The organism is Paenibacillus silvae, from assembly GCF_014639235.1.
GTDB classification, from domain to species: Bacteria; Bacillota; Bacilli; order Paenibacillales; family Paenibacillaceae; genus Paenibacillus; species Paenibacillus silvae.
Genome location: NZ_BMFU01000004.1, coordinates 161,918 through 187,061, shown reverse-complemented (window position 1 = coordinate 187,061; position 25,144 = coordinate 161,918). Strand labels below are relative to the sequence as shown.

At 47.2% G+C, this 25,144-nt stretch carries 22 protein-coding genes, 1 tRNA gene and 2 pseudogenes; 5 read left to right on the top strand and 20 right to left on the bottom strand.

Features of this window, described 5'->3' with window-relative positions:
* Window positions 1-18: 18 nt before the first annotated feature.
* From IEW26_RS15180 to IEW26_RS15150, 7 genes and pseudogenes are all read right to left on the bottom strand, one after another.
* Complete coding sequence (locus tag IEW26_RS15180) at window positions 19-1,257, bottom strand: M14 family metallopeptidase (protein WP_373288496.1); 1,239 nt, start codon at window positions 1,255-1,257, stop codon at window positions 19-21.
* 219 nt (window positions 1,258-1,476) lie between these two features.
* Window positions 1,477-2,286 carry a glutamate racemase gene (racE, locus tag IEW26_RS15175; protein WP_145402916.1) on the bottom strand — a complete coding sequence of 270 codons (810 nt, stop codon included), beginning with the start codon at window positions 2,284-2,286 and terminating at the stop codon, window positions 1,477-1,479.
* A gap of 244 nt (window positions 2,287-2,530) precedes the next feature.
* Window positions 2,531-2,980 (bottom strand): YtxH domain-containing protein, encoded by a 450-nt coding sequence (locus IEW26_RS15170; RefSeq protein WP_145402917.1) that lies wholly within the window; start codon window positions 2,978-2,980, stop codon window positions 2,531-2,533.
* 185 nt (window positions 2,981-3,165) lie between these two features.
* Complete coding sequence (locus IEW26_RS15165) at window positions 3,166-4,089, bottom strand: DUF4261 domain-containing protein (RefSeq protein ID WP_188593017.1); 924 nt, start codon at window positions 4,087-4,089, stop codon at window positions 3,166-3,168.
* A gap of 17 nt (window positions 4,090-4,106) precedes the next feature.
* Window positions 4,107-4,562: a DUF86 domain-containing protein gene (locus IEW26_RS15160; RefSeq protein WP_111273029.1), complete on the bottom strand. Its 456-nt coding sequence runs from the start codon at window positions 4,560-4,562 to the stop codon at window positions 4,107-4,109.
* Window positions 4,563-4,736: 174 nt separating this feature from the next.
* Window positions 4,737-5,024 carry a Dabb family protein gene (locus IEW26_RS15155; protein ID WP_111273028.1) on the bottom strand — a complete coding sequence of 96 codons (288 nt, stop codon included), beginning with the start codon at window positions 5,022-5,024 and terminating at the stop codon, window positions 4,737-4,739.
* A gap of 215 nt (window positions 5,025-5,239) precedes the next feature.
* Window positions 5,240-5,644, bottom strand: a pseudogene (locus IEW26_RS15150) (phage holin family protein); the annotation flags it as partial.
* Between the two features lie 468 nt (window positions 5,645-6,112).
* On the opposite strand from IEW26_RS15150, the gene IEW26_RS15145 reads away from it, so the two are divergent.
* On the top strand, window positions 6,113-6,709 hold the full coding sequence (locus IEW26_RS15145; protein ID WP_111273026.1) for a helix-turn-helix domain-containing protein: 597 nt from the start codon (window positions 6,113-6,115) through the stop codon (window positions 6,707-6,709).
* 520 nt (window positions 6,710-7,229) lie between these two features.
* On the opposite strand, the gene IEW26_RS15135 is transcribed toward IEW26_RS15145, so the two are convergent.
* A tRNA-Leu gene (locus IEW26_RS15135) sits at window positions 7,230-7,314 on the bottom strand.
* 232 nt (window positions 7,315-7,546) lie between these two features.
* Here IEW26_RS15135 and IEW26_RS15130 point away from each other — a divergent pair.
* Window positions 7,547-7,651 (top strand): annotated as a pseudogene (locus tag IEW26_RS15130) (Gfo/Idh/MocA family protein); the annotation flags it as partial.
* Between the two features lie 228 nt (window positions 7,652-7,879).
* Here IEW26_RS15130 and IEW26_RS15125 read toward each other — a convergent pair.
* The 4 genes from IEW26_RS15125 to IEW26_RS15110 all read right to left on the bottom strand — a co-directional run bounded on the left by IEW26_RS15125 (window position 7,880) and on the right by IEW26_RS15110 (window position 11,834).
* Window positions 7,880-9,505 carry a sensor domain-containing diguanylate cyclase gene (locus IEW26_RS15125; protein WP_188593016.1) on the bottom strand — a complete coding sequence of 542 codons (1,626 nt, stop codon included), beginning with the start codon at window positions 9,503-9,505 and terminating at the stop codon, window positions 7,880-7,882.
* A 186-nt stretch (window positions 9,506-9,691) separates the two neighbouring features.
* On the bottom strand, window positions 9,692-10,426 hold the full coding sequence (locus IEW26_RS15120) for a spermidine synthase (RefSeq protein WP_188593015.1): 735 nt from the start codon (window positions 10,424-10,426) through the stop codon (window positions 9,692-9,694).
* 45 nt (window positions 10,427-10,471) lie between these two features.
* A complete protein-coding gene (locus IEW26_RS15115; RefSeq protein ID WP_111273022.1) occupies window positions 10,472-11,380 on the bottom strand; it encodes a LysR family transcriptional regulator in 909 nt (302 codons plus the stop codon).
* A gap of 19 nt (window positions 11,381-11,399) precedes the next feature.
* Window positions 11,400-11,834: a MerR family transcriptional regulator gene (locus tag IEW26_RS15110; RefSeq protein ID WP_229729877.1), complete on the bottom strand. Its 435-nt coding sequence runs from the start codon at window positions 11,832-11,834 to the stop codon at window positions 11,400-11,402.
* 147 nt (window positions 11,835-11,981) lie between these two features.
* Here IEW26_RS15110 and IEW26_RS15105 point away from each other — a divergent pair, with 147 nt between their 5' ends.
* Together IEW26_RS15105 and IEW26_RS15100 are read left to right on the top strand one after the other, a co-directional pair.
* A complete protein-coding gene (locus tag IEW26_RS15105; protein WP_188593014.1) occupies window positions 11,982-12,830 on the top strand; it encodes an SDR family NAD(P)-dependent oxidoreductase in 849 nt (282 codons plus the stop codon).
* Window positions 12,831-12,915: 85 nt separating this feature from the next.
* The gene (locus IEW26_RS15100) at window positions 12,916-14,079 is read left to right on the top strand and encodes an oxalate decarboxylase family bicupin (protein WP_145402924.1); all 1,164 of its coding nucleotides are present in this window, start codon (window positions 12,916-12,918) and stop codon (window positions 14,077-14,079) included.
* Between the two features lie 89 nt (window positions 14,080-14,168).
* On the opposite strand, the gene IEW26_RS15095 is transcribed toward IEW26_RS15100, so the two are convergent.
* The 3 genes from IEW26_RS15095 to IEW26_RS15085 form a co-directional block, all read right to left on the bottom strand.
* Entirely contained in the window at window positions 14,169-16,139 is a 1,971-nt protein-coding gene (locus IEW26_RS15095; protein ID WP_188593013.1) for a PTS fructose transporter subunit IIABC, read from the bottom strand.
* A 111-nt stretch (window positions 16,140-16,250) separates the two neighbouring features.
* Complete coding sequence (gene pfkB / locus IEW26_RS15090) at window positions 16,251-17,162, bottom strand: 1-phosphofructokinase (protein WP_188593012.1); 912 nt, start codon at window positions 17,160-17,162, stop codon at window positions 16,251-16,253.
* Between the two features lie 2 nt (window positions 17,163-17,164).
* On the bottom strand, window positions 17,165-17,911 hold the full coding sequence (locus IEW26_RS15085) for a DeoR/GlpR family DNA-binding transcription regulator (protein WP_111273017.1): 747 nt from the start codon (window positions 17,909-17,911) through the stop codon (window positions 17,165-17,167).
* A 238-nt stretch (window positions 17,912-18,149) separates the two neighbouring features.
* On the opposite strand from IEW26_RS15085, the gene IEW26_RS15080 reads away from it, so the two are divergent.
* Window positions 18,150-18,839 (top strand): G1 family glutamic endopeptidase, encoded by a 690-nt coding sequence (locus IEW26_RS15080; protein ID WP_145402927.1) that lies wholly within the window; start codon window positions 18,150-18,152, stop codon window positions 18,837-18,839.
* 185 nt (window positions 18,840-19,024) lie between these two features.
* Here the strand turns inward: IEW26_RS15080 and IEW26_RS15075 are convergent, their stop codons facing one another.
* From IEW26_RS15075 to IEW26_RS15055, 5 genes are all read right to left on the bottom strand, one after another.
* Window positions 19,025-19,537: a hypothetical protein gene (locus IEW26_RS15075; protein WP_146259781.1), complete on the bottom strand. Its 513-nt coding sequence runs from the start codon at window positions 19,535-19,537 to the stop codon at window positions 19,025-19,027.
* Between the two features lie 134 nt (window positions 19,538-19,671).
* Window positions 19,672-21,162 carry a flavin-containing monooxygenase gene (locus IEW26_RS15070; protein ID WP_188593011.1) on the bottom strand — a complete coding sequence of 497 codons (1,491 nt, stop codon included), beginning with the start codon at window positions 21,160-21,162 and terminating at the stop codon, window positions 19,672-19,674.
* Between the two features lie 225 nt (window positions 21,163-21,387).
* Window positions 21,388-22,218, bottom strand: a complete 831-nt coding sequence (locus IEW26_RS15065; protein ID WP_188593010.1) for a (2Fe-2S)-binding protein — start codon at window positions 22,216-22,218, stop codon at window positions 21,388-21,390.
* Window positions 22,219-23,199, bottom strand: a complete 981-nt coding sequence (locus IEW26_RS15060) for an ABC transporter substrate-binding protein (protein WP_188593009.1) — start codon at window positions 23,197-23,199, stop codon at window positions 22,219-22,221.
* A 108-nt stretch (window positions 23,200-23,307) separates the two neighbouring features.
* Window positions 23,308-24,909: a helix-turn-helix domain-containing protein gene (locus IEW26_RS15055; RefSeq protein ID WP_188593008.1), complete on the bottom strand. Its 1,602-nt coding sequence runs from the start codon at window positions 24,907-24,909 to the stop codon at window positions 23,308-23,310.
* Between the last annotated feature and the right edge of the window lie 235 nt (window positions 24,910-25,144).

Genomic DNA, 25,144 nt, shown 5'->3' with positions numbered 1-25,144 from the left:
GTACATCTCTTTCTCCGCTCATCTCCTATCAGAGCTCCCTTCTTCACGTGACCCATGGGATAACAGGGCTGTCAGCAGCCTGCCTACTTCCACACAAATGTCATCGAACTGCTCCACAGGCAGCGGATTCACACCGAGACCTACTTCTACCGTAAAACCTGGCTTTCCAAACGCCTGAATAAACCAGTCCTTATACCCGGCATCACTGCCGCCAAGCTTCACAGCTTTATAACCTGAGGCTTTGGCAAGCTTGCGTGACAGGGGCGCACTCTCTCTCGGCTCCAGATCCCGGTAATTCCAGTAGATCTCCTGCCCCTGACTATGCAGGGAAACCACAGCTGCAAAATCATGCTGCTGTGTCCACTGCACAAGCGCCTGTGCCTCCGGTTCCGTTAGCGGTGCAGTACCCGCATAATCCCGAGGTCCAGGCGAGGCAACCCCTCTGCGCGCAACCTCCTCTTCCCAATAAGCCGGAAACTGATCATTAAGATCCACTCCGCGGATATTGGCCTTCCAATGTGTGAAGTGCGCACGGCCGCCGTTCCATTCGAGTAATCGGGACGCATACATATGATGATTCACCACACCCTCCTGAACCAGCTCCACCCCATCCGGATTGACCATAGGCACGGCCCACAACGTCGTTTCCTGCATCCAGCGCTTCGGATCCGATGAATGCCACATTTCATCTGAATGATAAGCAGCAGCATATTCTTCTACACATCTCATCAGCACCGGTGAAGTCAACCATTCATTGGCATGCACGGAGGCATTCACATGAACGTGACGCGGGCCATTACCGATTCGCAGATAAGGCAGCTCTTTTCCCATCACACTAGTACCAATTGAGCCTGATTGAATACAGGAATAACGTGCCTCCAATCGCTGTATGTCTTTCATCAGTTCGCGATATCCATATTCGCCCTTGATATTCACAATTCTGTCTCCCCCGGCTTCAGGAATATGGATGCAGCAGCCGCTCCAATCCTGTATACCAGCAAGTTCGGGGTTCTGCTCACGCAGCTGATACTCCGTTAACCCGAAACGCTGCGCCGTTTGGTGCACAGACTCTCCTGGCGGCACAGCATATCTGCGCCCCGTCCCTGGCATCACACGCAGCATCTGACCAGCAAGCAGATAGGGCTGAGCAGAAGCTTCAGGATTCAGCGCACATAACAATTCCTCGGTCATCCGATATGCGGAAGCAATCCGCGGCAGTGTATCTCCTGTTTTCACGATAATCCATTGCAGTTCCATATCGTTCCCCTTCCCACGGACCTGATTCTCCCTGCTAGGTTCTTGCCCGACCGTTTCTGTATTATACGTATGCGCGCCCGGTTGTCCGTCATGTGACATCGTTCGCAGACTTCTTTAGGGACATTACGAACTTAGAAAACACGAGCACCACTTGAAAACAAAAAAAAACGGACCTGCTAGACAGGTCCGAAAATAGCTGAAGCATGTATCAAATATATATTATGACAGTTGCGTAACCTGCCAGACGACAGGTGTCTTGGAAATCTGTTCCCCGAGCCATTGCTTCGTAATGTTCTGGAACATCCGTGGATCACCTGTACAGAAAAATTGATGCACAGGCGTTTCATCCCCGCTGGCCAGTTTGCGTTTATCATACAATATCGTACTGATTTCCCTCGCAGTTTCATCCGCTGAGCTAATAAGCTTCACTTCCTGCCCCATCACATCCTGAATGGTATCCATCAAAAACGGATAATGTGTACAGCCAAGAATCAGACAGTCGATAGGCTGCCTTTTAATATCTCCGAGTGCCTGATCCACCGTAAGGGTTGTATGTTCGGAACGAAATTCACCTTGCTCCACCAGCGGCACCAGCGCCGGACAAGCCTGACTGACCACATCCACATATGGGGACAGCTGCTTGAGTGCCGATGTATATGCTCCGCTTCCGATGGTACCTACCGTTCCAATTACACCAATTCGCCCGGTTCGGGTTGCCATAATGGCTGCTCTTGCCCCAGGATGGATCACACCAATTACAGGCACATTCACCTTGGCCCGAATATATTCCAGTGCGGCGGCTGTCGCGGTATTGCAGGCGATAACGATCACTTTCGGATCGAACTGGATCAAAAAATCAACGATTTGCTCCGTAAATTGTTTCACTTGTTCGGACGAACGGGGTCCGTACGGTGTCCGGGCAGTATCCCCAAAATAAATGATCTTTTCCCGCGGGAGCTGACGCATCACTTCCTTTGCAACCGTCAATCCCCCTACACCGGAGTCTAATATAGCAATAGCTTGCTGCACGAACACACCGCTTCCTTCTTCATTAAATTCAACACATGCCAAAAATCCTTCTATTACACATACCAAAAAGCCTACAAACTAGTCTATGAAATTATCGGCAAAAAGGTACCTACATCTTACCCGATTTCATCGCCGTGTTCAAATTTCAATCCGCACAGCCCGCTGTCATGCGGGGCAGCCAGCACATAACAAAGCAGGCTTTCCTCCGCAGTGGGGAAAGCCTGTTCATATCCAATCAAGCTTCTTATTTCTCGGTTTTGGACTCATCAGCTGCAGGAAGCTGAACAACATTACCTGTTTCCCGCTCTTCCGATACAGCTTCAGGAGCCAGACTTTGTGCTTGTTCCTGAGCTTGACTCTCCTCAGACTGAGGTTGAGCCAACTCATCTACTTTGTCCGTATCCGTGATTGTGGCTGAGATTCGGATTTCCTTGCCATCCGAAGAGCAGCGCCAGGATTGAATATCCTTGATAACCACATCTGCCGTTTCCTTCACTTTGGATACGAGGTGCGAGCTTTGCTCCCCAACTTTGTAAGCCAGCTCCTGCCCTTTATCCGATACCTGACGAGCGCCGTCCGTAATGTCCTTGCGAAGCTCACGTCCTGTTTTCGGTGCAAGCAGCAGTGCAGTAACTGAACCGACAACCGAGCCAATCAAAGCACCCCATAACAAGCTTTTGTTCGAATCCTTCATGATTCATCTCTCCTTAAAGTTTGATTTAGGCATCGGTCTGCACAGCAGCACGATGTACCGCTTCTCTGGGCTAATGCCTACCCTGTTGATGCATTATAAGCATGAAGGGCTTGATCTGACACTCCGAATAGGAAAAAAAGTGAACTTATCCTGCTTTGGCTTAGACTGCCCATTGCTATTTCATTTTATCGGGCTGACTGCTGTACAGGCACAGCATGCTCTTCTCCCGGATTCAGATCAATGACATATCTTCCCGGTGCGATTAAAGCACTCTGATGCTCACAGCGCCAGCGACGCCCACCGGATGAGCCTAATGTCTGGCCATCCTGAAGCACATCTCCCTGATCAAATATGTAATACGCAGCGCCAAGAAGCGTCTGAGCAACTGTATCCGGCTCAAGGCCCGTGAAGTGGCACTGTACATCCGGCACACCGAGAGCCGATAAACCTACCGTGTCCATCACTAGTTCGCGCTGCTCCCCCGTGCCCCCGGCCTGATACATCCGCACATTCATCGCTGCATAGAGGTGCTCCTCACGGTCCTGCGACTCGACATAACTTTCAGGCTCGACGAGCTTGTCGCTGCCATACCAGTAAAGCGCATCACAATCTAACGTATCCAATACAGCCAGTACCGCCTTCTGGAACAGATCCAAACGTTTCTTGTGCGGCATGGCAGCCGTAAACAGATCGTGGATACGAATGGCATATCTTGCAGAAGCTACAGCTTGTCCCGCCTCAGGCCAATGCCAGGCTTGCTGCAGTGCCCCGGCAAAACGCTTGCGCTCTTTAATCTCATGCGCCGGAAGAATACAGGTCTGAGCCGGAATGCTGCCTTCCTGAAAAGCAACCTTATGGTCCAGATGATAGAAGAGGAGCATCTCTTGCAAATCCTGCTCGTTCTCCCCCTGCTTGACATCCAGTCGTCCTTGTCCCGTGCGTTTAATCAATGCCTCCTGAAGCACATCCCGATTTATTTCCGGCTGCTCTCTGAACAGCAATTCTACCATGTATACGGGGTGAAAACCTGAAGACAGCTCATCCCCTTCACGATTGCCCGAAATGGTTTCTTTAGTTTCTTTGGATTCTTTGAATTCTTCATTTCCCATAGCGCTTCCCTCATTCCTTACTCTGGCCCTTGGCCTTCATTCCCCTGAAAAGGGCCAAGTTCTTTTTCCACATAAACGCTGACCTGATCAGAAAATTGTTCCAAAATTTCTGGCAAAACTGCGCTTAGCGGATGCAGCACTTCACGCTGCCAGCTAAAGTAATCTTGTACGAGCGGTTTACGCAATAACACAAGCTCGCGCAAAACCTCATACGCAGATTCATCAAACACCTTTTCTTCGTAGTTAATTTGAATGATATCATCATAACTGCTCGCATCTCTCATAATGAAGCCGTCAATGAGATAACTGCCCACATCGGTCACAATTTCGATAGCCAGATGCAGACAGCGCTCCTGTACCATTCCTAACACCAGACCACCGTCCCAAGCTTGTACAGCATGCCTGAGGCCTTCAGCCACCTCCGGTACTGCCTGAAGCCGGCGAGCGATCTGTTCCCTGTTCACATAATACATTCATTCACTTCCCGTTCAGTGAGTTATCGATTTCGTTTGCCTCTGCGCTTGAGCCAGAAGATCATAACAGGGCAAGCGATCAGAAAAACGATAAAAATATATAGAAATTCCATAACGTCTCTTAAATCGCTCATGCAGATTCCCCTTTAAACCCGTAGTAAAATGTCTAACTGATCAGAACTCATAATCAACAGCAATGGATTGCTCTCTAACCTCGTTCATATACTTGATTACATCCTGATGAAGCGGGTGAACCTGGTACGCCTGAAGATCTTCCAGCGAAGCAAACTCCGCAGTTAAGGAAATGTCGAATGATCTGTCTGAGCGCAGGACGTCAATCCCTACATCAAGTGAGATCAGAACATCGATCTTGCCTTCCAGATTACGAAGAACCTGAGCAGCAGCTTCAATACTTTCCGCAGAGCGATCTTTCATTTTGAAAAGGACAATATGTTTAATCATCTGGCCAAACACCTCGTTTGATTTGATATAGTTGGATGTTATTGCAATGTTTCGTGTATCCAAAATATATCATATCACTCTCTAATACGAAAGGATGCCTCTGTTTTCTCACCTTCATCAGGGGGTGTTTCAATAACCTGTCCTGTACCCGTTTCTGCATGTGAAGACGTATTTGTGGAAGACGGTCCCGGCTTGGCCCATTCTCGGTCAGGCAAACGCCCCTCTTCCTCCTGTTTTTTTAGCACAGCTATGGCCTGTCTAAGCTTGTTCGGCAGGGGCAATCCTATTTTGGCGTAATTCTCAGTTATCGAGATCAATTCATTCACCAGATAAAAGTAAATAGCCCCTCCTTTGATAATGTCGGTTCCCATAATCAGATCAATTCGGTGAGCCAGCAGAACAACCGTCAACATCAATCCCTTACGCGCGATCCCCCAGAAGCCAATATTGCTATTGAGTCCCGTTCCCGTCCTCACAGCCGCCGCCAGACCTGTAACATAATCAACAGCCATAGCGATTGCAAGCAAACTAAGCAGCTGATCCCAGCCTCCAAAAGCAAATGTTACAAACGCACCTGAAATGGCAGTAAACGTACTCACCGCTGGACTCACGTTCCTCACCTCTCCCTTGTTTTTTTCTTCGAGTACCCTTCAGCTTCACTTGGAGTACCCTACAATATATGAGAGAATGAGAGAATGTGACAGTTCAACTGCCTTGCTGAGAATGCGGATTTATCATTTCAGATTTGCGCATATCAGACTCATTTCAAATGAATAAAAAATGATCTACAAAGGAGAGTTCAGAGACATAAATAGCGTGATGTCAGCAAAAAACACATAAAAGTCCCAAAGACCCATGAATAGTTCTTTAGAATCATTTATTCTTGAATACTGCACAAATCATTCCATCATTTTTAGTGAATCATTGTAATCTAGGAATATACTAGGATGCGTTTAGCGTGAAGTCTAGTTCATAGTTCCCTCTTTCATCCGACATCACGCACTTTCGGTTTTAAATCAGGTAACGGGGACACTTGAAGTGCCTCTTTTTTTATTGTAGTATTTGGTTAAAAAAAAATCGGAGGAAATATGCCTAATCAACCAGAACAACATTCCATCCAGGCGTGGTCTCTGATCAACCGTAAATATTTGGGAAAAGGTGTCCGTGTCAAGCGGTTCCGTAAACCGACACGCTGTCAAATCCGCAATCGTGTTCTTCTTGCCGTGCTGATGGCCAACGATATTAAATTGTCTCAGCTCGCCGAAGATCTTTCGATCTCCTCACGCAGTGTAAGCGCGTGGGTGTATGAAGGGCGAATACCCGGCAGCACCAATCTGGACAAAACCTGTCAGTTGCTTGGCTATCCGCGCCATATTCTCTTCAATGAAGAAGTTGTGCGTAACAGTCCTGTTATCTGTCAACCCGAGCCATCTCGCTTTATGAAGCGAACGGTCACCCGCTCCCCGGTGAGTAACCGTATTCTGACTGGCTTGTGTATGGTCCATGATTTGTCGGTGACAGATGTCAGCCACTGGATCGGGGTTCATCCCGGCACTTTCCGCAAATGGCTGCATCAGGGAACGCTGCCTTCTGCCGCGTTTCAGGAACAAGCGGAGCAATTTTTCCGCATCCCGAAAACTATCTTGTTCGCAGATGTCATTTTGAAAGATCACCGGAACCAATAATTTACTAAAACAGCCGAACAGCCAAAAGGCTTTGTCTCCCCCAGGGAAGACAAAGCCTTTTTAGATATAAACAATCCAATAGCCACAGATTAACCTGCCTGATCTCAAAGATTTTACATATAGCGATGCATAGTTTCCCACCAACTACCACAAAATGATATCATACAGCGACTTTCTGCTTACATTTTCTTCATATCTCCACATATAAGTCAGAAGATTGTACAGCTGCTGTATACTCTCATTCAAAGAAACAGGTGAAACCATTGAAGTCACTCAAACCGATCAGCCTCTCACTCGGCTTTCTTGCAGGTACCACATTCGGAAGCGGTATTGCGTTTCTGTTTCGCTTCGCTCCGTTGCCTCTGATGTACTGTGTTTCCTTATGCGGCGTGGTCGGAATGTTATTCGGCTTGCTCACCGCCATAATTCGGCAGAGTCGTATCCAGGAGCATAAGTCATGAAAACAAAAAAAGGTTTGTACACCACCACATAGGGTATTGTACAAACCTTTTTTATCTGATGCGGTCGAGAGGACTCGAACCTCCACGGGGGGTTAGCCCACACGGACCTGAACCGTGCGCGTCTGCCAATTCCGCCACGACCGCATATATTGCAGCTTCTCATCAACGATGAAAATTTGCACCCGGTGAAGCAATTCCTTGTTTTACCGTAATTCAGAGTATACATGTTCCAGAAATAGATTGCAACAACTTTTTTATACTCCTTTCTTATTGGGACATTTGCCCTTTTTTGTTCTTTGCAAACCGCCTATGTTTAGGAACGTACAACTGGATTTACTTACAGTTATTCTAAAAGCCGATAGGAGGCCTGCATGAGATGAAATCACAACTTTGCTTTGCCGGAGCCGGCTTTCACGCCACCACAAATATATACCCTGTCGCAGTTGAAGCAGGCGCATACATCCAGGCTGTAGCTACACGCCTACGATGATGCAGGGCTCATGCTGGAACGAGAAACATGTGAAGGTGTCGACAAAGTCCGCTCCTCTCTCCAGTGCCCGGGATAATGTGCGTACCATGGCTTTATGTGATCGAATTCTCTCCTCTTTCATCTGAAGCTCTTGCCCACTCTTGTCAGGAAGGTTTACAAATAGAAGCAGACCCTGCTTTAAGGGCCTGCTTCTATTTCTGTTTCCTGCTTATCCGTGATCTATTTTTCTACCGACTGAATCACAACCGTACGATTACGTCCCTCTTCCTTCGCTATATACAACGCATTATCCGCCAAGTGGAACAATTCGGCTTCAGACTGGGCATGCAGCGGAAATTCAGCAATACCTGCCGATATAGTTACGGTGCGATCAACTGCCAATACACTTTCTTCAACAGAAATCCGGATGCGTTCAGCTGTCTCATAGGCCATCTTCGAATCATAATTCCGCAGCAGCACTACAAATTCTTCCCCGCCAAAGCGGGAACAAACATCCTCAGGTCGAACAGACAGCTGGATCAGTCTGGCGATCTGTTTCAGAACCTCATCTCCGGTTGAATGACCAAAGGTATCATTAATTAACTTAAAACGATCAATATCCAGCACAACGATGGCAAATGAAATGTGCTCATGAATCCAGTTTTGTATAACCTCTTCGAAGGTTCTCCGATTATTCAAACCGGTTAACATGTTCGTTCTCGCGTCATACACGAGCTGATCAGTCTTATTTCTGAAGTTAGCTATAGCTCCGAGCATGGCACGGGTAATCAAATCAGCCTCGCGGTTCCAGTGCGGCTTTACAACAGGCAATTCTGTCTGTCCCTTGTCTACCTGATGCACCAGATCAGCCAGAAACACAAAAGGCTGTACAAGCTTGCGGCCAACCCTCAGCACAAGGAGAGCCAGAAATACAAACGGTATAGCGGTGTAGAGCAGCATCAGTCCGATCTGACGATTCAACTGATCATATACCATTTGAGTTGGCGATACGATAACTACTCCCCAATCGGTCGCAGGAACTTTGTAGTACCCGGCCAGAGAACTAACCCCCTCCAGATTTATATACTGCTCCTTACCGGTCTGACCTTGCAGGAGTTTACGGACCACTGTGTTTTCACTAACATTTTTTCCGATCCGGCTAATATTTGGATGAAACAACGTGTTTCCCCTATGATCAACAATAAAGAAATATGATCCGTTGTTGGTTTTCAGTTGACTTCCAAACAATAAATCAAGTATATTATTCTCCTGCAAATATATGCTTCCACTAAGCACGCCATGGTATTTCCCTGTCTTTTCAAAGACTGGTTCGCTGAGAAAGACGATTCTCCGCTTCGTACGTGGTGTCAGATAAGCATCTGATATGTATGAGGCTTCTGCTTTAACGGCCGCTTTAGCAGCTTCAGAGCTAACATATTTACCCACACTAACCTGAGAGTACGGTGACATGGATAACATCAGCCCAGTCTCATCTATTAGTGAAACAGCGTTGAAATAATCACTGCTTTTGCGGATTAAATCCAATGTGTTGTTTAATTGCTCCTTATCCGTATAATCAACATTTTTAAGATAGTCTGCCCCCTGCTTCAAGCTCTTTTGCATAGATTCAAACAAGGAGTTTAACGTTTGACTCATCTGCACTGCACTTGCATAATTCAGCGAAAGAGTACTGTCAATCAGCGCCTGTTTCTGAGTGGTATATGACGTAATCACCATGATGGTCAACGTCATCAACACCGAAATCGTGACGAGCCCGCTCATCAAAACGGTAAGACTGATTTTTTTAACTTTTTTGAATCTTTTGACTTTTCTGCTTAATCTGGATATTGTTTTGTTCACAATCATGTTTGCTTCCCCCGGATTTTCATAAAAAGGCATATCCATTCTATCTTATATTAAAGTTGTTAAGAATCAATAAAGAACATATGATATCTTCACATATTATTTATACGATTGACAATTTCATGACAAAAGACAATCCGGGCGTCTCACCAATGACCAAGACTCGCTCACCCCTGACTAGAGTATCACTCACCCCTCAATGATATAACCTTCCTCAAGACATTGTTCTACAAAACCGGCCATTTGCTTTATATGAGCATCAATCGGACGATGGCTGCCGATCAGAATGCGATTCTGTACGTCATTCGGCTCCGCCGGAAGTGCAAAGGCACGAGTATAGGTAAACTGTGTGCCTAGCGTTGTGTAGATCGCATTGACCAGCTTGTCATTTCCGGAACGGCCAAACACATTCAGCAGCACAGCACCATCTGCATCAAGCTTGTCCTTCACCAATGCAAAAAAGGATTGATTTGTAAACTGCTCTGGTGTGCCAGCTGCAGAAAAAGCATCAATGACAATATAATCATATGTTCCGGACTCCTCCTGCTCCAGCAGCTCGCGACCATCCCCGATTCGCACATCCGGACCTGTATAGCCAAAAAAGTGTCGGCTCAGCCGGACAACCTCGGCATCAAGCTCAGCCACCTTGACCTGTCGATCGGATAGATAAGCAGGGATGGTGCCAATTCCGTGCCCCACCACAAAAACACGATGATATTGCGGATCATTACGTTCCATCAGATGCAGCATCGCCCGCGGATACTCCAGCACAATTCTTGAAGGCCGCTCCAGATCAAGCGCTCCCTGAACCGCGTCGTCCGAGAACTGCAGTACACGGAACTTCCCCTGCTCCCCGTAGAGTCTCCTTGTATCATATACCGTCAGCTCATGCTGTTCACTTTTATCCCGATATAATACTTTCAACCTCTAACTCCCCTTCTATCCAAACCATTTGACGTAACTTGCGAATCATATCTGTAACCGGGTAGCCTCATGTAATGCCTGCACATAAGCAACACCAAGATTGGAAAGTGAAGTGCTCTTATGACTGATCCAGCCGACATTAATAGACTCCTCACATTCAAGCGGAACCGGGATAATCTCGTTACCGTTCAGATCTGCACTGAGCACGCCTGTGGAGATGGTATATCCATTGAGACCAATTAACAGATTGAACAATGTTGCCCGATCATTCACCTGAATGCTCTTTGGATGTGATAACGTGCTTAGAATTTCCTCTGAAAAATGAAAAGAATTATACTCCCCCTGATCGAAGGACAGGTAAGGATAATCCTGAAGCTGTTCTATAGCGACAGATGCCTGTCTGGCAAGCGGATTGTTGACACTGATGAAGATATGCGGCTTGGCTGTAAACAGGCTCGTAAAAACAAGACCTGCGTCCTTCAGCAATTTGTTAATGACCTTGGCATTGAACTCATTGAGATACAGAATGCCAATCTCGCTGCGAAGGCTTTTCACATCCTGAATAATCTCATACGTTTTTGTCTCGCGCAGGGCAAGCTCATATTCATCATGACCGTATTGTTGAACAAGCTGTACAAATGCATTCACTGCAAAAGCATAATGCTGTGTAGATACCGAGAAATGCTGAGGTGAAGGCTTGGCATTCAAATATCTATTTTCCAGCAGCTCTGCCTGCTCTACAACCTGTCGTGCATAACTCAGAAATTCTACCCCCTCCTTGGAAAGGGTAATGCCTTTATTCGTGCGCTCAAAAATCGTTATACGCATCTCCTGCTCCAGATCGCGAATCGCATTGGATAAACTGGGCTGAGAGATGAAGAGCCGTTTGGCTGCTTCATTCATGGAACCGTGTGTAGCAACTTCAATTACATACTTCAGTTGTTGTAATGTCATGGCCTGCCCCCTTTTTCAGTTAAGAAAATGTGTTCTTTTTCTCCAATCCCGTTAGCAGATGCTCATCATTAATCTCGCATTTTTCAGGGAACATACTGCGCTGAGCGAGCTTATCGTCAATAAAATCAATCACTTGCTGCAGCGATGTGATCTGTGCCTTTACTTTTTGCTGATAATTGATCAGCATCTCCCGCTCATCCGGAAAATCATCAAGATTCGACTCCAGCGACATATGCAAAAATGGCTTCATCTCTTCCAGTGACATGCCTGTTTTCTTCAGACAAGTAATCAGACTCATCGTCTGGATATCCTGCTCGGAATAGACGCGGTGACGGCTGGCCTTCCGCTCGGCACGGGGAAGAAGCCCGATCTTCTCATAATAACGAATGGTATCCTTGGATAAACCCGATCGTTCTGACGTCTCATGAATGGAAAACATCATATGACCACTCATTATCAGCCCTCCTGTAAACATAGTTCTCTCTATCATACAATTTGGAGCCAGCTCCAAGTCAAGTCGAAAATTGTCTCTTGACTTGGAGTCGACTCCAAATTATAGAGTGTATTTCGAAATAACAATACATTCTTCATGGAGGTTATTATGAACAATACTCACTTGTTACGCACAGCCCTTGTTACAGGCTCCACATCAGGAATCGGCCTGGAGCTCACACGAAAGCTTCTAACAGATCAGTGGCAGGTTATCGGTCTGAACCGCTCTGCCTTTCCTGAACACCCCGACATTCAAGCCGCATTGGCCTCAGGCCAGCTGTACGCCGTACAATCCGATCTGACGAACTACAGCAGCCTTCACGCTGCACTTGAGCATATTCGTTTCAAGACCAAAGCCATCGATGTCCTGTTTAACAATGCCGGGGGAAGCACGCCCAGACTTCTGTACTCAGCCCAAGGTCATGAACTTCATTTTGAGCTTCAAACCGTCGTTCCTTACATCATTTATCGAGAGCTTTACCCTCTGCTGCGTGAAGGTCGGTTGAAAACCGTAGTGAACACCTCCACAACTGCTTTTCGCATGCTGAAATCATTCAATCTTCAAACGCTGGAACAGCCTGCATCCTTTAAAAAGCTGTTTGGTCCCTATGCTGCATCCAAGCTTGCACTTTCGCTTTGGACTCAAGAAGCTGCAGCTGCTGCCAAGGCAGACGGCATACATCTTCTAAGTGTGGACCCTGGCGGGAACAATACATTAAGAGCTAATAAATTATCGGGCATACCCTTCTATATCAAACCTGTCATGAAATTGTTTTTCCCTCCTCCAACGCGAGGTGCATCCCTGCTATATGCCGCCGGGCTCGGAAACACTACGTATGAGTCGGGCAGTTATCTTGTCAACAATAAGCCGGCCCGCCTGCGTTTTACGGAGCAGAGTGCTGCTGTGCTGCACCGTGTAGAGCACATCTATAAGCATAAGTTCCAAAGTCCATCATAATTGCCAAGCCCCTGCTCATAGGTGTAATCATAGTGAAAACGCCGTGTCTCAATGGATTGCGGCCAACAGCGGAAGGAGTTATGTCATGAGCAAAGGAAAACAGCCCAGCGGCCAGCCTTTCATCATACCTCAGCCCATTCGCAGTGATGGTGCAGGAGGGCCCGATTACGGTCCAAGGGATGTGCTGCGAGACATTCAGAATCCCGATATGCTTGTGCCCCCCAAGACAGATCATGGCTTGTTGCCTAATATGAGAATGTCCTTCTCCGACACCCACATGCAGTTGAATCATGGCGGCTGGTCACGTGAGATTACCGTGCGTGATCTGCCCATTGCCACCACCCTCGCAGGTGTGAATATGAGTCTCACTCCAGGCGGGGTGCGCGAACTACACTGGCATCAGCAATCCGAATGGGCCTATATGATTTGGGGAACAGCCCGGATTACTTCTGTGGATCAGAACGGGCGCAATTTTATTGCCGATGTCGGTCCGGGCGACCTTTGGTTTTTTCCTAAAGGATTGCCTCATTCCATTCAGGGGCTGGAGAACGGATGTGAATTTTTATTAGTGTTTGATGACGGCAGCTTCTCGGACCTGAATACACTCTCGATCTCTGACTGGTTTGCTCACACTCCGCCAGAGGTATTATCGTTAAATTTTGGAGTGGCTGAATCGGCCTTTCAGTCCATGCCCAAGGAACAGGTTTACATTTTCCAGGATACTGTACCCGGTTCACTCGAAAGTCAGGAGGTTGAATCTCCCTACGGCACGGTTCCCCTTTCATTCACCTATCGTTTGCTTGCACAGGAGCCTCTGATTACACCCGGAGGAAGCGTACGTATTGTCGACTCCACCAACTTTCCTGCCTCAACCACGGTCGCTGCTGCCCTTGTCGAGATCAAACCTGGAGCGATGCGTGAATTGCACTGGCATCCCAATGCGGATGAATGGCAGTACTATCTGACAGGTGAAGGCAGAATGACGGTTTTTGGCGGGGAAGGCAATGCACGTACGTTTGATTATCGGGCCGGAGACGTCGGCTATGTTCCCTTAGCGATGGGACACTATATTCAGAATACCGGCAAAGACACATTATGGTTTCTGGAAATCTTCCGCAGCGACCGTTTTGAGGATGTATCTCTCAACCAGTGGATGGCTCTAACACCGCGTGATCTGGTACGTGACAATCTGAACGCCCCCGCCGAGCTGCTGGATGCATTGCGTAAAGTGAAGTGGCCTGTGGTATGAGCATATAAAGAAAGCATCTCTCCATCGAAGTTTCAAGTGGAGAGATGCCAGCGAGCTATCATTTATTTGTTGATGAGATCATCTAATTCTTATTTAACAAGTGTTGGTGCCTTTTTCCACAATCCCAGAATGAGACCGGAAATAACGGAACCAATAGCCACCGCGAGCAGGAAGAGCAAGGCATGGTTAGCCAGTGCTGCTACGAAAATACCGCCGTGAGGAGCCGGTACGTTAATGCTCCACAGCTGTGTAAGTCCCCCTGCTACTGCAGAACCGATAATACAGGATGTCAGGACACGAAGCGGGTCAGCCGCTGCAAATGGAATGGCACCTTCGGTAATGAAGGACAAGCCGAGTACATAGTTCGTCAAACCGGATTTACGTTCTTGCTCCGTGAATTTGGATTTGAAAAATGTTGTAGCCAGTGCAATCGCCAGCGGAGGAGCCATACCGCCTGCCATAACCGCTGCCATCCATGCGCCATCTGTATTGCCGCTGGAGGTAAATACACCAATGGCAAAGGTATAAGCCGCTTTGTTAAAAGGACCACCCATATCGATCGCCATCATACCGCCGAGCAGCAGACCAAGCAATACTTTGTTACCTGTCCCCAGATTACCAAGTACATCTACCAGCCATGTGTTCAGGGAACCGAAAATCGGATCAAAAATGTAATATGCAATTGCACCAACGATCAGCAAACCAAGCACAGGATAGATCAGAATGGGCTTCAAGCCATCAATCGCTTTAGGCAGACCTTTCAGCGCTTTACGCAGACCAAGGATCACATAACCTGCAAGGAAACCGGCAGCCAGGCCGCCAAGGAAACCGGCATTGGAATTGACAGCCATCAAGCCGCCGACCATACCCGGCATCAGGGCCGGACGATCACCGATACTCATTGCAATAAATCCGGCAAGCACAGGGATCAGGAAGTGGAACGCTCCGTCTCCGCCACCAATCGTTTGCAGCAGCTTCACAATGGGATTGTCAGGACTTGCAATCTGCTCAAATAGGAACGAGATCGCCAGCAGGATACCGCCGCCAACAACAAATGGCAACATGTGTGAAATACCGTTCATCAAATCTTTGTAAATTTTGCTGCCTACGCTCATTTTTCCAGCACTTGCAGCTTCACCCCTGGAGCCTCCGCCTTGACTGCGATAGATCGGTGCATCTCCGTTGACTGCTTTGCGAATCAGCTCTTCGGATTTTCGGATACCATCACTTACCGGTCTTTGCAGCACAGGCTTGCCATCAAAACGATCCATCTCAACATTTTTGTCAGCTGCGACGATAACCCCTTTGGCACGAGCAATCTCATCGGCAGTCAGTACATTCTGTGCTCCTTCAGAGCCGTTGGTCTCCACACGAATGTTGATTCCCATTTCCTGAGCTTTTTTCTTCAATGCATCCTCAGCCATAAACGTATGAGCGATACCGGTAGGGCAGGCTGTAACGGCAACAACAAAATCCTCAGAGTTTGCATTGCCAACAATGACTCCAGCGTTGCTTTTTACGTTGTTAGCACGACTGGATACCCCTGCACTCTGTGCTTCTTTCTCCGCTTTGGCTTTCTCTTTCTCAGCTTCCTTCGCAGCAGCCTCTGCCTGCTTAGCATCAAACAAAGCGCTAACTTCTTGAGGTGTATTCGTATTCATCAGCTCCGAGATGAAATCGCTATCAACTAGCAGCCTTGAAAGAGCCGCGAGTGTGCGGAGATGGGTGTTACCGGCGCCTTCGGGAGCTGCAATCATAAAAAAGATGTGGGCAGGCTGATCATCCAGCGCTTCAAAATCAAGACCCTTGCTGCTTTTCGCAAAAACGACCGTTGGTTCATTTACCGCTTTTGTTTTGGCGTGCGGCATAGCGATACCGTCACCGATGCCTGTGCTGGATTCCGCTTCTCTTTTGTAGATCATTTCCTTAAACAGCACTGGATCATTAATTCTTCCATTCCGGTTCAGACTCGCAATCAGCTCATCGATGGCTTCATCTTTGGTGGTTGCTTGCAGATCCATGATCATCGCTTCTTGAATCATTAAATCAGTGATTTTCATCTTAGAACACTCCCTTGAGTTCGGTTGGCCTGCAGCAGCAGGCCATGCCCGTAACTGTTCTTGATCGTTATTCATGTGTTAATCGTTCATGCTCTGATATAACCTCGCTGCCTACAGCTTGGTAATCGTTACCTGCTCGCGCAATTCTTCAATCAATTCACGCGCTGCAAGGTCATCCGAGAAAGCCGTCGCACTGCCGGATGCAACCCCTGTGCGGAAGGCTTCATACAAGTTTGCTTGCAATACATACGTACCTACAAATCCGCCAATCATGGAATCTCCCGCGCCAACTGAATTTCTGACCTTTCCTTTCGGCACGGTTGCATGATATACATCTGTCCCGGTGATGAACAATGCCCCTTCTCCAGCCATGGAGATCAGAACTTGCTTGGCACCTGCTTCGAGCAATTTTCTACCGTAAGAAACCAGTTCCTCACGAGTCTCGATGGTTACGCCAAACAATTCGGCTAATTCATGATGGTTTGGTTTGACCAGCAATGGTTGATGAACGAGTGCTTCCATCAGTGCAGGTCCTGTAGTATCAATGACGAACTCGGCTCCCGTCTGCTTGCAGACATGAATGAGACGATCATAGAAATCCGAACCGAGTGATGGCGGAACACTGCCAGACAGAATGACGATATCTTCTTTTTGCAAGGAAGATAACTTATGCAGCAGCTGATCAGCCTCCTCTGCAGAAATGGCTGGTCCAAGACCATTAATCTCGGTTTCGTCTCCATGCTTCAGCTTGATGTTAATGCGAGTATCATCAGCAATGGTGACAAAGTCCGTTTGAATAGCTTCCTCCTGCAGCTTGTCGTTAATGAAACGACCTGTAAAACCACCCAAAAATCCGATGGCCGTATTGGCTGCCCCAAGCTGATTCAGAATGCGGGAAACGTTGATGCCTTTGCCGCCAGGGAGTTTCAAGTCCCGATTCATGCGGTTAAGTCCGCCTAGCTTCAGATCGTCCACTTCTACGATGTAATCAATGGACGGGTTGAGTGTTATCGTATATATCATCGCTATCCCTCAATTATTTTAGTTTTCTGGGTGATTACCGTCCGCCAATGTTCAGGCATTCGTTCTGTAATCAGATCCGCCTCCTCCAAATCAAACAATTTGGCAAAAGTAATATCCCCAATTTTGCTGGAATCAGCCAGCACATAGGATTTTCCTGACAATTGATGTGCACGCCTCTTAATCAAGGCTTCCTCCGGATCAGGCGTTGTATACCCCATCTCAGGATCTACACCGTTACTTCCCAGAAAACATTTGTCAAACCGGAAATTATCCATGTTCTGCAGCGCAATGCTGCCGATGACCGCCTTCGTATGAATTTTCATCATACCGCCAAGCAGATAACTGCGAATTCGCTTGCTCACCAGTGCCTCTACATGGGAAAGTCCGTTGGTTACAACGGTAACATCTCTGGCTTCGATAAAAGGAATCATAGCCAGCGTTGTCGTGCCAGCATCCAGGTAAATACATTCACCATTCTGAATCTCCTGCGCTGCCAAACGGGCAATGACTGTTTTTTGCTGAATGTTTTTGAACGTTTTCTCCTCCATGCCTGGTTCTAATGATTTCTCATTCACCAGTGAAGCACCACCATGAATACGTTTGAGCATCTGACGGCTTTCCAGATCAATCAAATCTCTTCTAATTGTGGATTCAGAAACGCCTAGCACATCGACCAGCTCTTGCAATTTCACAATTCCCTGTAAATGTAAGCGCTCTACAATTGCAGCATATCGTTCTTCAGTCAGCATATCCATTCCTCCAACTGCTTCTATAGTATCATAAATCCCGTAAAAAACAATCATTTTCATTCAAAATAATTTAAAAGCCTTCAAAAACTTTCATCCATTCAACTTGTTTTCTTGAGCAGCTGTACCTTTCACGTGCCAACAGAGATGCATTAGATATTACAACCCGCAATCGCACTTGGCATGAGAAGCCTCAACTGCACTAAACCTTGGGAGTGATTAATGAAAGGTGATGCATGAGATGACCGATCGTATCCGTAAACGGCGACAACCTTGTAAACCCAAACAGCCCCAAACAAGCATATTGCTTCAACCGGGGTGGATCTCCTCCAACTGGAGCGGTTATGCAAAGATTGGATTACCCCGCAGCTATAAGCGAATTTCTGCAGAATGGATAGTCCCTTATGTGCTTCCCTCCCGGATGAACGCTTACTCCTCTGCCTGGATTGGTATTGATGGCTACAATAATACAGATCTGATCCAGACCGGAACCAGTCATGACTGGGTTAACGGCAAGCCGGTATATTATGCCTGGTGGGAAATACTTCCCGCCGCGGAGACAATGATTTCTTCACCTGTATCACCCGGTGATACAATGCAGGCGACGATTACGAAGATCACACGTAAAACCTGGTGCATCACGTTGAAAAACGTAAGCAAGGGCTGGACATTCCGCACGGTACAACGTTATTCCGGTCCACAATCCTCTGCAGAATGGATTGTGGAGGCACCAACTGTTGCTGGTTCTACTGCTGCTTTATCCAGATTTACCCCCATCCAGTTCCGTCATTGCCGGTTGAATGGGCGTTCTCCTCAATTACGCTCCAATCTCAAAGGCATCATGACGCAGGGCAAACGAGTGCTTGCTGTTCCCGGTCCTGCCAATCGCTGCAAGGATGGTTTTGTCGTTCGGCGCGTGTTCTGCAGTTAGCTGCCAGAAACGGGTTATCTGCTCGAAAAAATCCTGCAGCAACCGTCGCTTCTGACGGCAGTGCTGCAGGATTTTGATGGTTATACCTATGATGCCCTCCTTTTTAATCTACCGCATACTCCAATGGACTAAAAAAGGGATACTGCAATGTATTTCATCAAGAATAACCCTATAGCGACAGATACTTAATAATATACGGATTCCATACTTCCCACTTCCGGCTTGGGTTTGAGCCATTTACCCTCTTCATTAATGAAGGCGCCTTTGAAACGTCCCATCTCAAGCTGCTCAATCAGCTTATCCTCGTCGGTTGCCAAAATCTCGACCAGTTGTTCCAGGGTATAATACCTGGACGGATCATAATCCAGCAGTACCGGAACAGCCGTATCATATAACTCCCGGATCAGATTCTCAAGAGAATGCCGTCCAAGATTGGTCATCTGCTGGTAAAACTGAAGCGATTGAGACACCACCGTACGAAACGATTTGTCCTTCAGATTCATCCATAACGTATTACAAGCCTGAACACTCATATAATTCTGTTCTACATCAAAAAACTGCATTTCTTCAATCTTCATATACTTCTCTTGAAAAGCTACAATTTTGATCAAAGGCACATTGCGTAAACGCGATGCTCTTTTCACATGTGCTCTGAATTGATCATAACTCATCTGTTTGGTCTGTTTCATTAGTTCCATTCCTGATCCCTGCCTTTAACATGTTCCAAACGACATTTTACAATAAATTAAAGCCCCCTGCAAAACGGTGTTTACAAAAACAAAAAACCGCACAGCGCGAACACTGTACGGTAAGCTTATTAAACATATCGTCTTTACTCAGCAAGAACGTTATTCGGATTCCAGACTGCGGTGAATTCTTGCTCTGCATAGGTATAAAACTGCTGTAAGATGGCTTCCCGATCGTCCAGAAACAGTTGATCTGCAATAGCCGTAACCAGCTTGGGAATGGCAGCCCTGGTGCCTGAAATGGCAGAAGCCGACAAGCCGCAGCTCGCGAGTGCCGAATAATTGAAAACAAACAGTCCATGCAGCACCTGCTTGCCTTGCTCTGTTCGGCTTGTCATAGCAAAGCCAGGACTTAAAAATGGATGAGCATCCAGCAAGGCACTGCGATATTCCTCTGGAGCATCAAAACAATCCTTCCAGCGTGCGATATGTTTTTCGACCAGTCCAAGCTCTGGCCTTAACGCAGGATCACTAAGCAGTCCGGTGCTGATGATAAGATAATCATACATAAACTGTCCATGGGGCGTCTGCACCTGAACTCCTTGCTCCTTCGCTTCCACGTTCAGCCATGGAGAGTGAAGGCGCAGAACAAACCCGGGCCAGGCGGCTGCGCGATTAAACGTATCATTGGTCGGGGGCTGATTGTATTTGAAGAAATGGGAGATCACCTGATATTTATCAGCGACAGGCAGTGCGTGAAAACGTTCAATCATGCCAGATTGCTCCATCTGGCGTATCGGATTAACGCTAGGCAGCTGCTCCCGCCGTACAAATACATGTGCCTCCTGTACTCCTGAGGCTAATGCATAACTTGCATTATCGAAGGCGGAGGCCCCGCCGCCAAGGACAGCAATCCTTTTACCTTTTAAACGTTCAAAATCAATCACTTCCGAAGTATGGGCGTACATCTCCTTGGGTAATCGGTCAGCGATCATGGAAGGCACATGCCATTCGCCCCCTCCCTGGATGCCGGTTGCAAGCACCACTTTTCGAGCAAGGATAACGTTATTTTTTGTGCCCGGTCCTTCGTTATTCATTGTGCCAGATTCCTCAATATGAAGACGATGAATCCCGATATTTTTTCCCTCAACACCGTTTTCGAAGTGAGCATGAACAGCGGGTTCGATCAGCTTCAGCCTGACCTCGTTGCGCACAGGAAGCTCCAGCACCTCCCGATACCAGCGTAAATAGTTCATCCATTCTCCGCGCGGTATTTTGTCAAGCTTTTCCCATGCCTCACGTCCGTTCTGAGCCTCCCACCACGATCTGAATGTCAAGGATGGAATGCCCAGATCAATGGAGGTCAGATGTTTAGGAGTCCGCAAGGTTACCATTCGGGCATAGGTTTCCCAAGGCCCCTCTTGTCCAGCCGGATTCTCGTCAATGATCAGGATGTTCGATATCCGTTCACGCAGAAGACCAAATGCAGCGCCAAGGCCACTCTGACCACCGCCCACAATAACGACATCATACACATGGCCCTCTGCCTGCTCTTTGGCTCGCACCCAACTGGCCCCGCCATAAGACAGAAACGTCAAGTCATTTCTCACACGTTCATTCAATGCTTCCAGACTCATGAAGACCAATCCTTTCGTGACGATGAATCACCATATGCATTTTATTTCAAGAGAACTATTAGCGATATTATATGAGCTCAGCCTGTTCAATTGAAGCTTATGACTGTTTAATTGTTAGGAAAGCTAAAAAAAGGTGACATGCTTGTTTGCCGGTACGAAGTCAGATTTGGATAAAACAAAAGCAGATACGGATTAATCCATATCTGCTTTTTAAGTCATGTTACGTTAAGTCCCCTTGTTGATCCATTGCCGAAGTCTTGACTCCGAGTCAAGCTTCGGACAGCTGTTACAATAACTATGTGCATGATGACCGTTCCCGGTCTGATAAGCCAAACAGCAATATCGACGAATCAGAAGCGGTGCATCATTCCCATTGAAGTGTTCAAAGCACTGAAACGTGCTGCCAAAAATGTTTTCTTTTTGCTGCTCTAACCAGATATTCATATCATGCTTCACCAAAACAAGCCGTTGCTCGTTTCGATATATGCTCGGATCGTGGAGGATATGTGCAGCGAGCTGCTGCACATTGTGCGCCACCAGGGAATTCATCACTTTAACGCTCGCGCCGGTAGCATCAGCCACGGATTGGAATACACGGTGCAGATGCAAATGCAATCGCTCCCTGAGCAAGCGAGCTTCCTTTTCCCGATGGACAAAATCTTCAGCCTTATCCGCCCCTGTATCAGCCCCCACATATCTCTCCAGCCAGGTTTCATACCACATGCCGCCTGCTCCGTTTAGTTCTATGCGTACCCCACCTTCTTCAATATGAAGTAAAGCATCATACATAGTGAATGCAGAGATTACAGCCATTATCATAACCGAGTAGCGCTTGGCAAAAAGTGTCCCTACCGCTGTGCTCCCTGCTCCTCCGAGTTCCAGCCCCTGCTGAATGGCCTGCTCATGTAATATAGCCTCTCTTGTTCCTTCATGAAGCAGATCCTTGGAGCAAAAAGAATAACCGGGCAGCTCGTTCATCCTTCTTACTCTCGTCACAAAAGCCTGCTCCAATGCATCCGACATTGCTTCATGATCAAATTCAGCATAACGTGTCATCTATTGAATCATGCCCTCAATCTCTTTGAGAATCTCAGTTCTGCCAATAACGCCCCAGCCTTTAAACAGCCAGAAGGAATCCGTGTCATACACCTGTTTAGTCACCACAGCCGGGACCTTTTTCCACAGGGAACTGGCATGCATATTGTTTAGATAATCGTGCCCGTTTGGATCAACTTCCAGAACGATGTAATCAGCGTCAATATCACCAATCTTCTCCATGGACAGGTCTGCACGCTTCTCAGAAGGTGTTACCGAAGAGGGGATAAAGCCAAGATCATGATAGAGCAGTGTATTGGTCGGGTGGCCTTTCTCCGCATAAATCTGCACGTTTTTCTCTCTCACCCGCAGATATGCCAGCTTCCGATTCTCCTGCTGCTCCACCTTCGCTTTGAGCTGTTCTGTCTGCTTCTCCAGTTCTGCTATTTTTTCTTTGGCAAGATCGACCTTGTCATACATTCCCGCAATCGTCAACAAATCCTGGGTCCAGTACATCGTATCATCACCATAATCCAGCCATTCTTCATTACCGAGTACAATTGTTGGAGCAATCTTCTCCAACTGCTCGTATGTATTTTCGGCTGTTCGGTTCTCGATAATAATGGCATCGGGATCAATCTGCAAAATCGCTTCGAGGTTGGGATTATCCGCTGACCCTACCGTTGGCACACCTGCCAGCTGATCTGCCAGATATGGCAAGTATTCTCCGCCATAACGCACTTCCACATTAACACCGGCTGGTTTCTCGCCGATCGTGAGCATGTGATCAATATAAGCAGCAGACATGACAACCATACGTTCAATCTTTTTCGGTATTACTGCCGTTCCCATCACATGTTCAATTGTCTGCGTAGTGCTCTCCTCCGCGGCTTTAACGGGTTCTGCTGCTGATTTCGTTCCTTCCTCTGTCTTGCCACATGCCGATAAAACCAGCATGAGAAGTGTTAACATGATGATGAGTGCGTTTCTATGTCGTACCATTGAAAGCAAATCCCCTCTTCTAATTAATAATAATTATCATTATCATTATAGTAGGGAAAAGCATGCCCTCTTACCATGGATTTTTCCACTCTCTTCACATGCACAATATCACCTGGCCTTCACTCCAAGCAACCCGGCTACATAGTGCATTGACCACAATCGCCCTGCTGGCCCTAGCGTTCTGAAAAAAATATCGCCTGCATCATAAACGTGGCCCATTCGAACAGCTGTCAAGTGTGTCCATTCGCCGGACTGCTGCAGTTGCCTCCATCGATCGTATGCCTCCGCTACAGGGTCTACCATGACAAACAGATGATCCGCATCATATAGCTTCCAATGGCTCTCATACATTTCAACAGCCCACTCTCCTTCCGGGAAATGTGCGGGCAGAAGAAAGCCGAGATCTTCGTATAAAAGGGTTCCCACTTGGTTATGCTTTCCGTAGATACGCGTGAAGTGAGCCGTAATTCGGATAAACATCCCCCGCTGCTTTCCCCATCTGGATCGCAGACCAGCTTGCAGGACATCTCTTAATTTTGCGTGCTGCTCAATCCAGCGAACAGCCTGTTCATTACGACCCATAACGCCCGCCATATATAGAAGGTTCTCGGCGATATCATCGGTGTGCCTCAGAACCGCCGTTGGAGCAATACGGTGCAGAGAAGAATTCAGCTGCATACGATCACTTGTAATAATCAGGTCTGGCTGTATACCTCTCAGCCTGTCGAAATTCGGATCGAAGCTATCCAGCATAAGTGGCGAGTGGCCAAGAGGCTCGCTTTGCAGATTGGAAGCGTGGCGGCTTACCCGCTGACCATAAGATAATGCAGATACCGGCTCCAGCCCAAGCGTAGTGACAGCATCATCCAGACCATAATATAATGCGGCAATTCGGTTTACTTTATTTTTCATAAACAATGTCGGGGCGATGCCTTCGCGCTTTTTGAAAACTCTGCTGAAATAATGTTCGTCTTTGTAACCAACCCGCTCAGCAATGACTCTGATTTTCTCGGTCGAAAATAACAGCTGCTTGGCTTTTGAGATCCGCTGCTGCATCAAATATTCAACTGGAGTCATATGGAACTCGCGTTTGAATGTCCTTGTAAAATGGTTTACACTCAGTCCAGCCATTGCGGCTAACTGTTCTATCCGAATCTCCTTCATGTAATGATGAGTCATATAATTGAGTACTTGATCCATACCTGCCTGCGGCGCTGCATTCGACTTGACGTTCCGTATTAACCGGATCAGCAGCCTGTGCAGCTGTTGTTTGGTTTCTATATTTTCCAGCTCACGGAAGCGGGGAGTGGAATGCACCAGTTGATCCAACATCTGTTGAACCTCCCGGGTACTCTCCGACAGCTGAAGCTTGCCTGTTACAGGGAAATCAAACATTCCCGTTCGCCAAGCAGCCTGCTGCCGGACAAGACCTACATAGGAGAATAAGATGATCTGGTACCGGAGGGGAGCTTCCCCGTTCGTTTCTATCTCCATATACATGCCCGGTTCGAATATAATCCAATCGTTCTCGGATACCAGATGAACAGCGTGATCCAGCTTCAATACACCTTTGCCGCTACTGATCCGGCATAAAGCATACCTTCTCCACGTCCTGCGCTGAACCCGTGCTGTAACGATCGCGCCCTGATATACGTGAACAGAGGAGATATGTATGTTTTCCAGTCGTTTTATGTAATTCTTTTTTTCCATTAACAATCCTTCCTGTCATTGAACGTCAGGCACGTTGCTTTTACACACGAATTCCTTCAGCCATTATTATATTGACATTATAGTTTAGATGATAATAGTTCTCAATAAAATAACAACCAACATACCCTGATCAAGGCAGCAAAAATTTCTATTCAGTCCACTGTTGCATTCTCATCAATGACATGATATATTAATTGAGCCATCAATGATTGACGTATCAAATATTGATCCATCA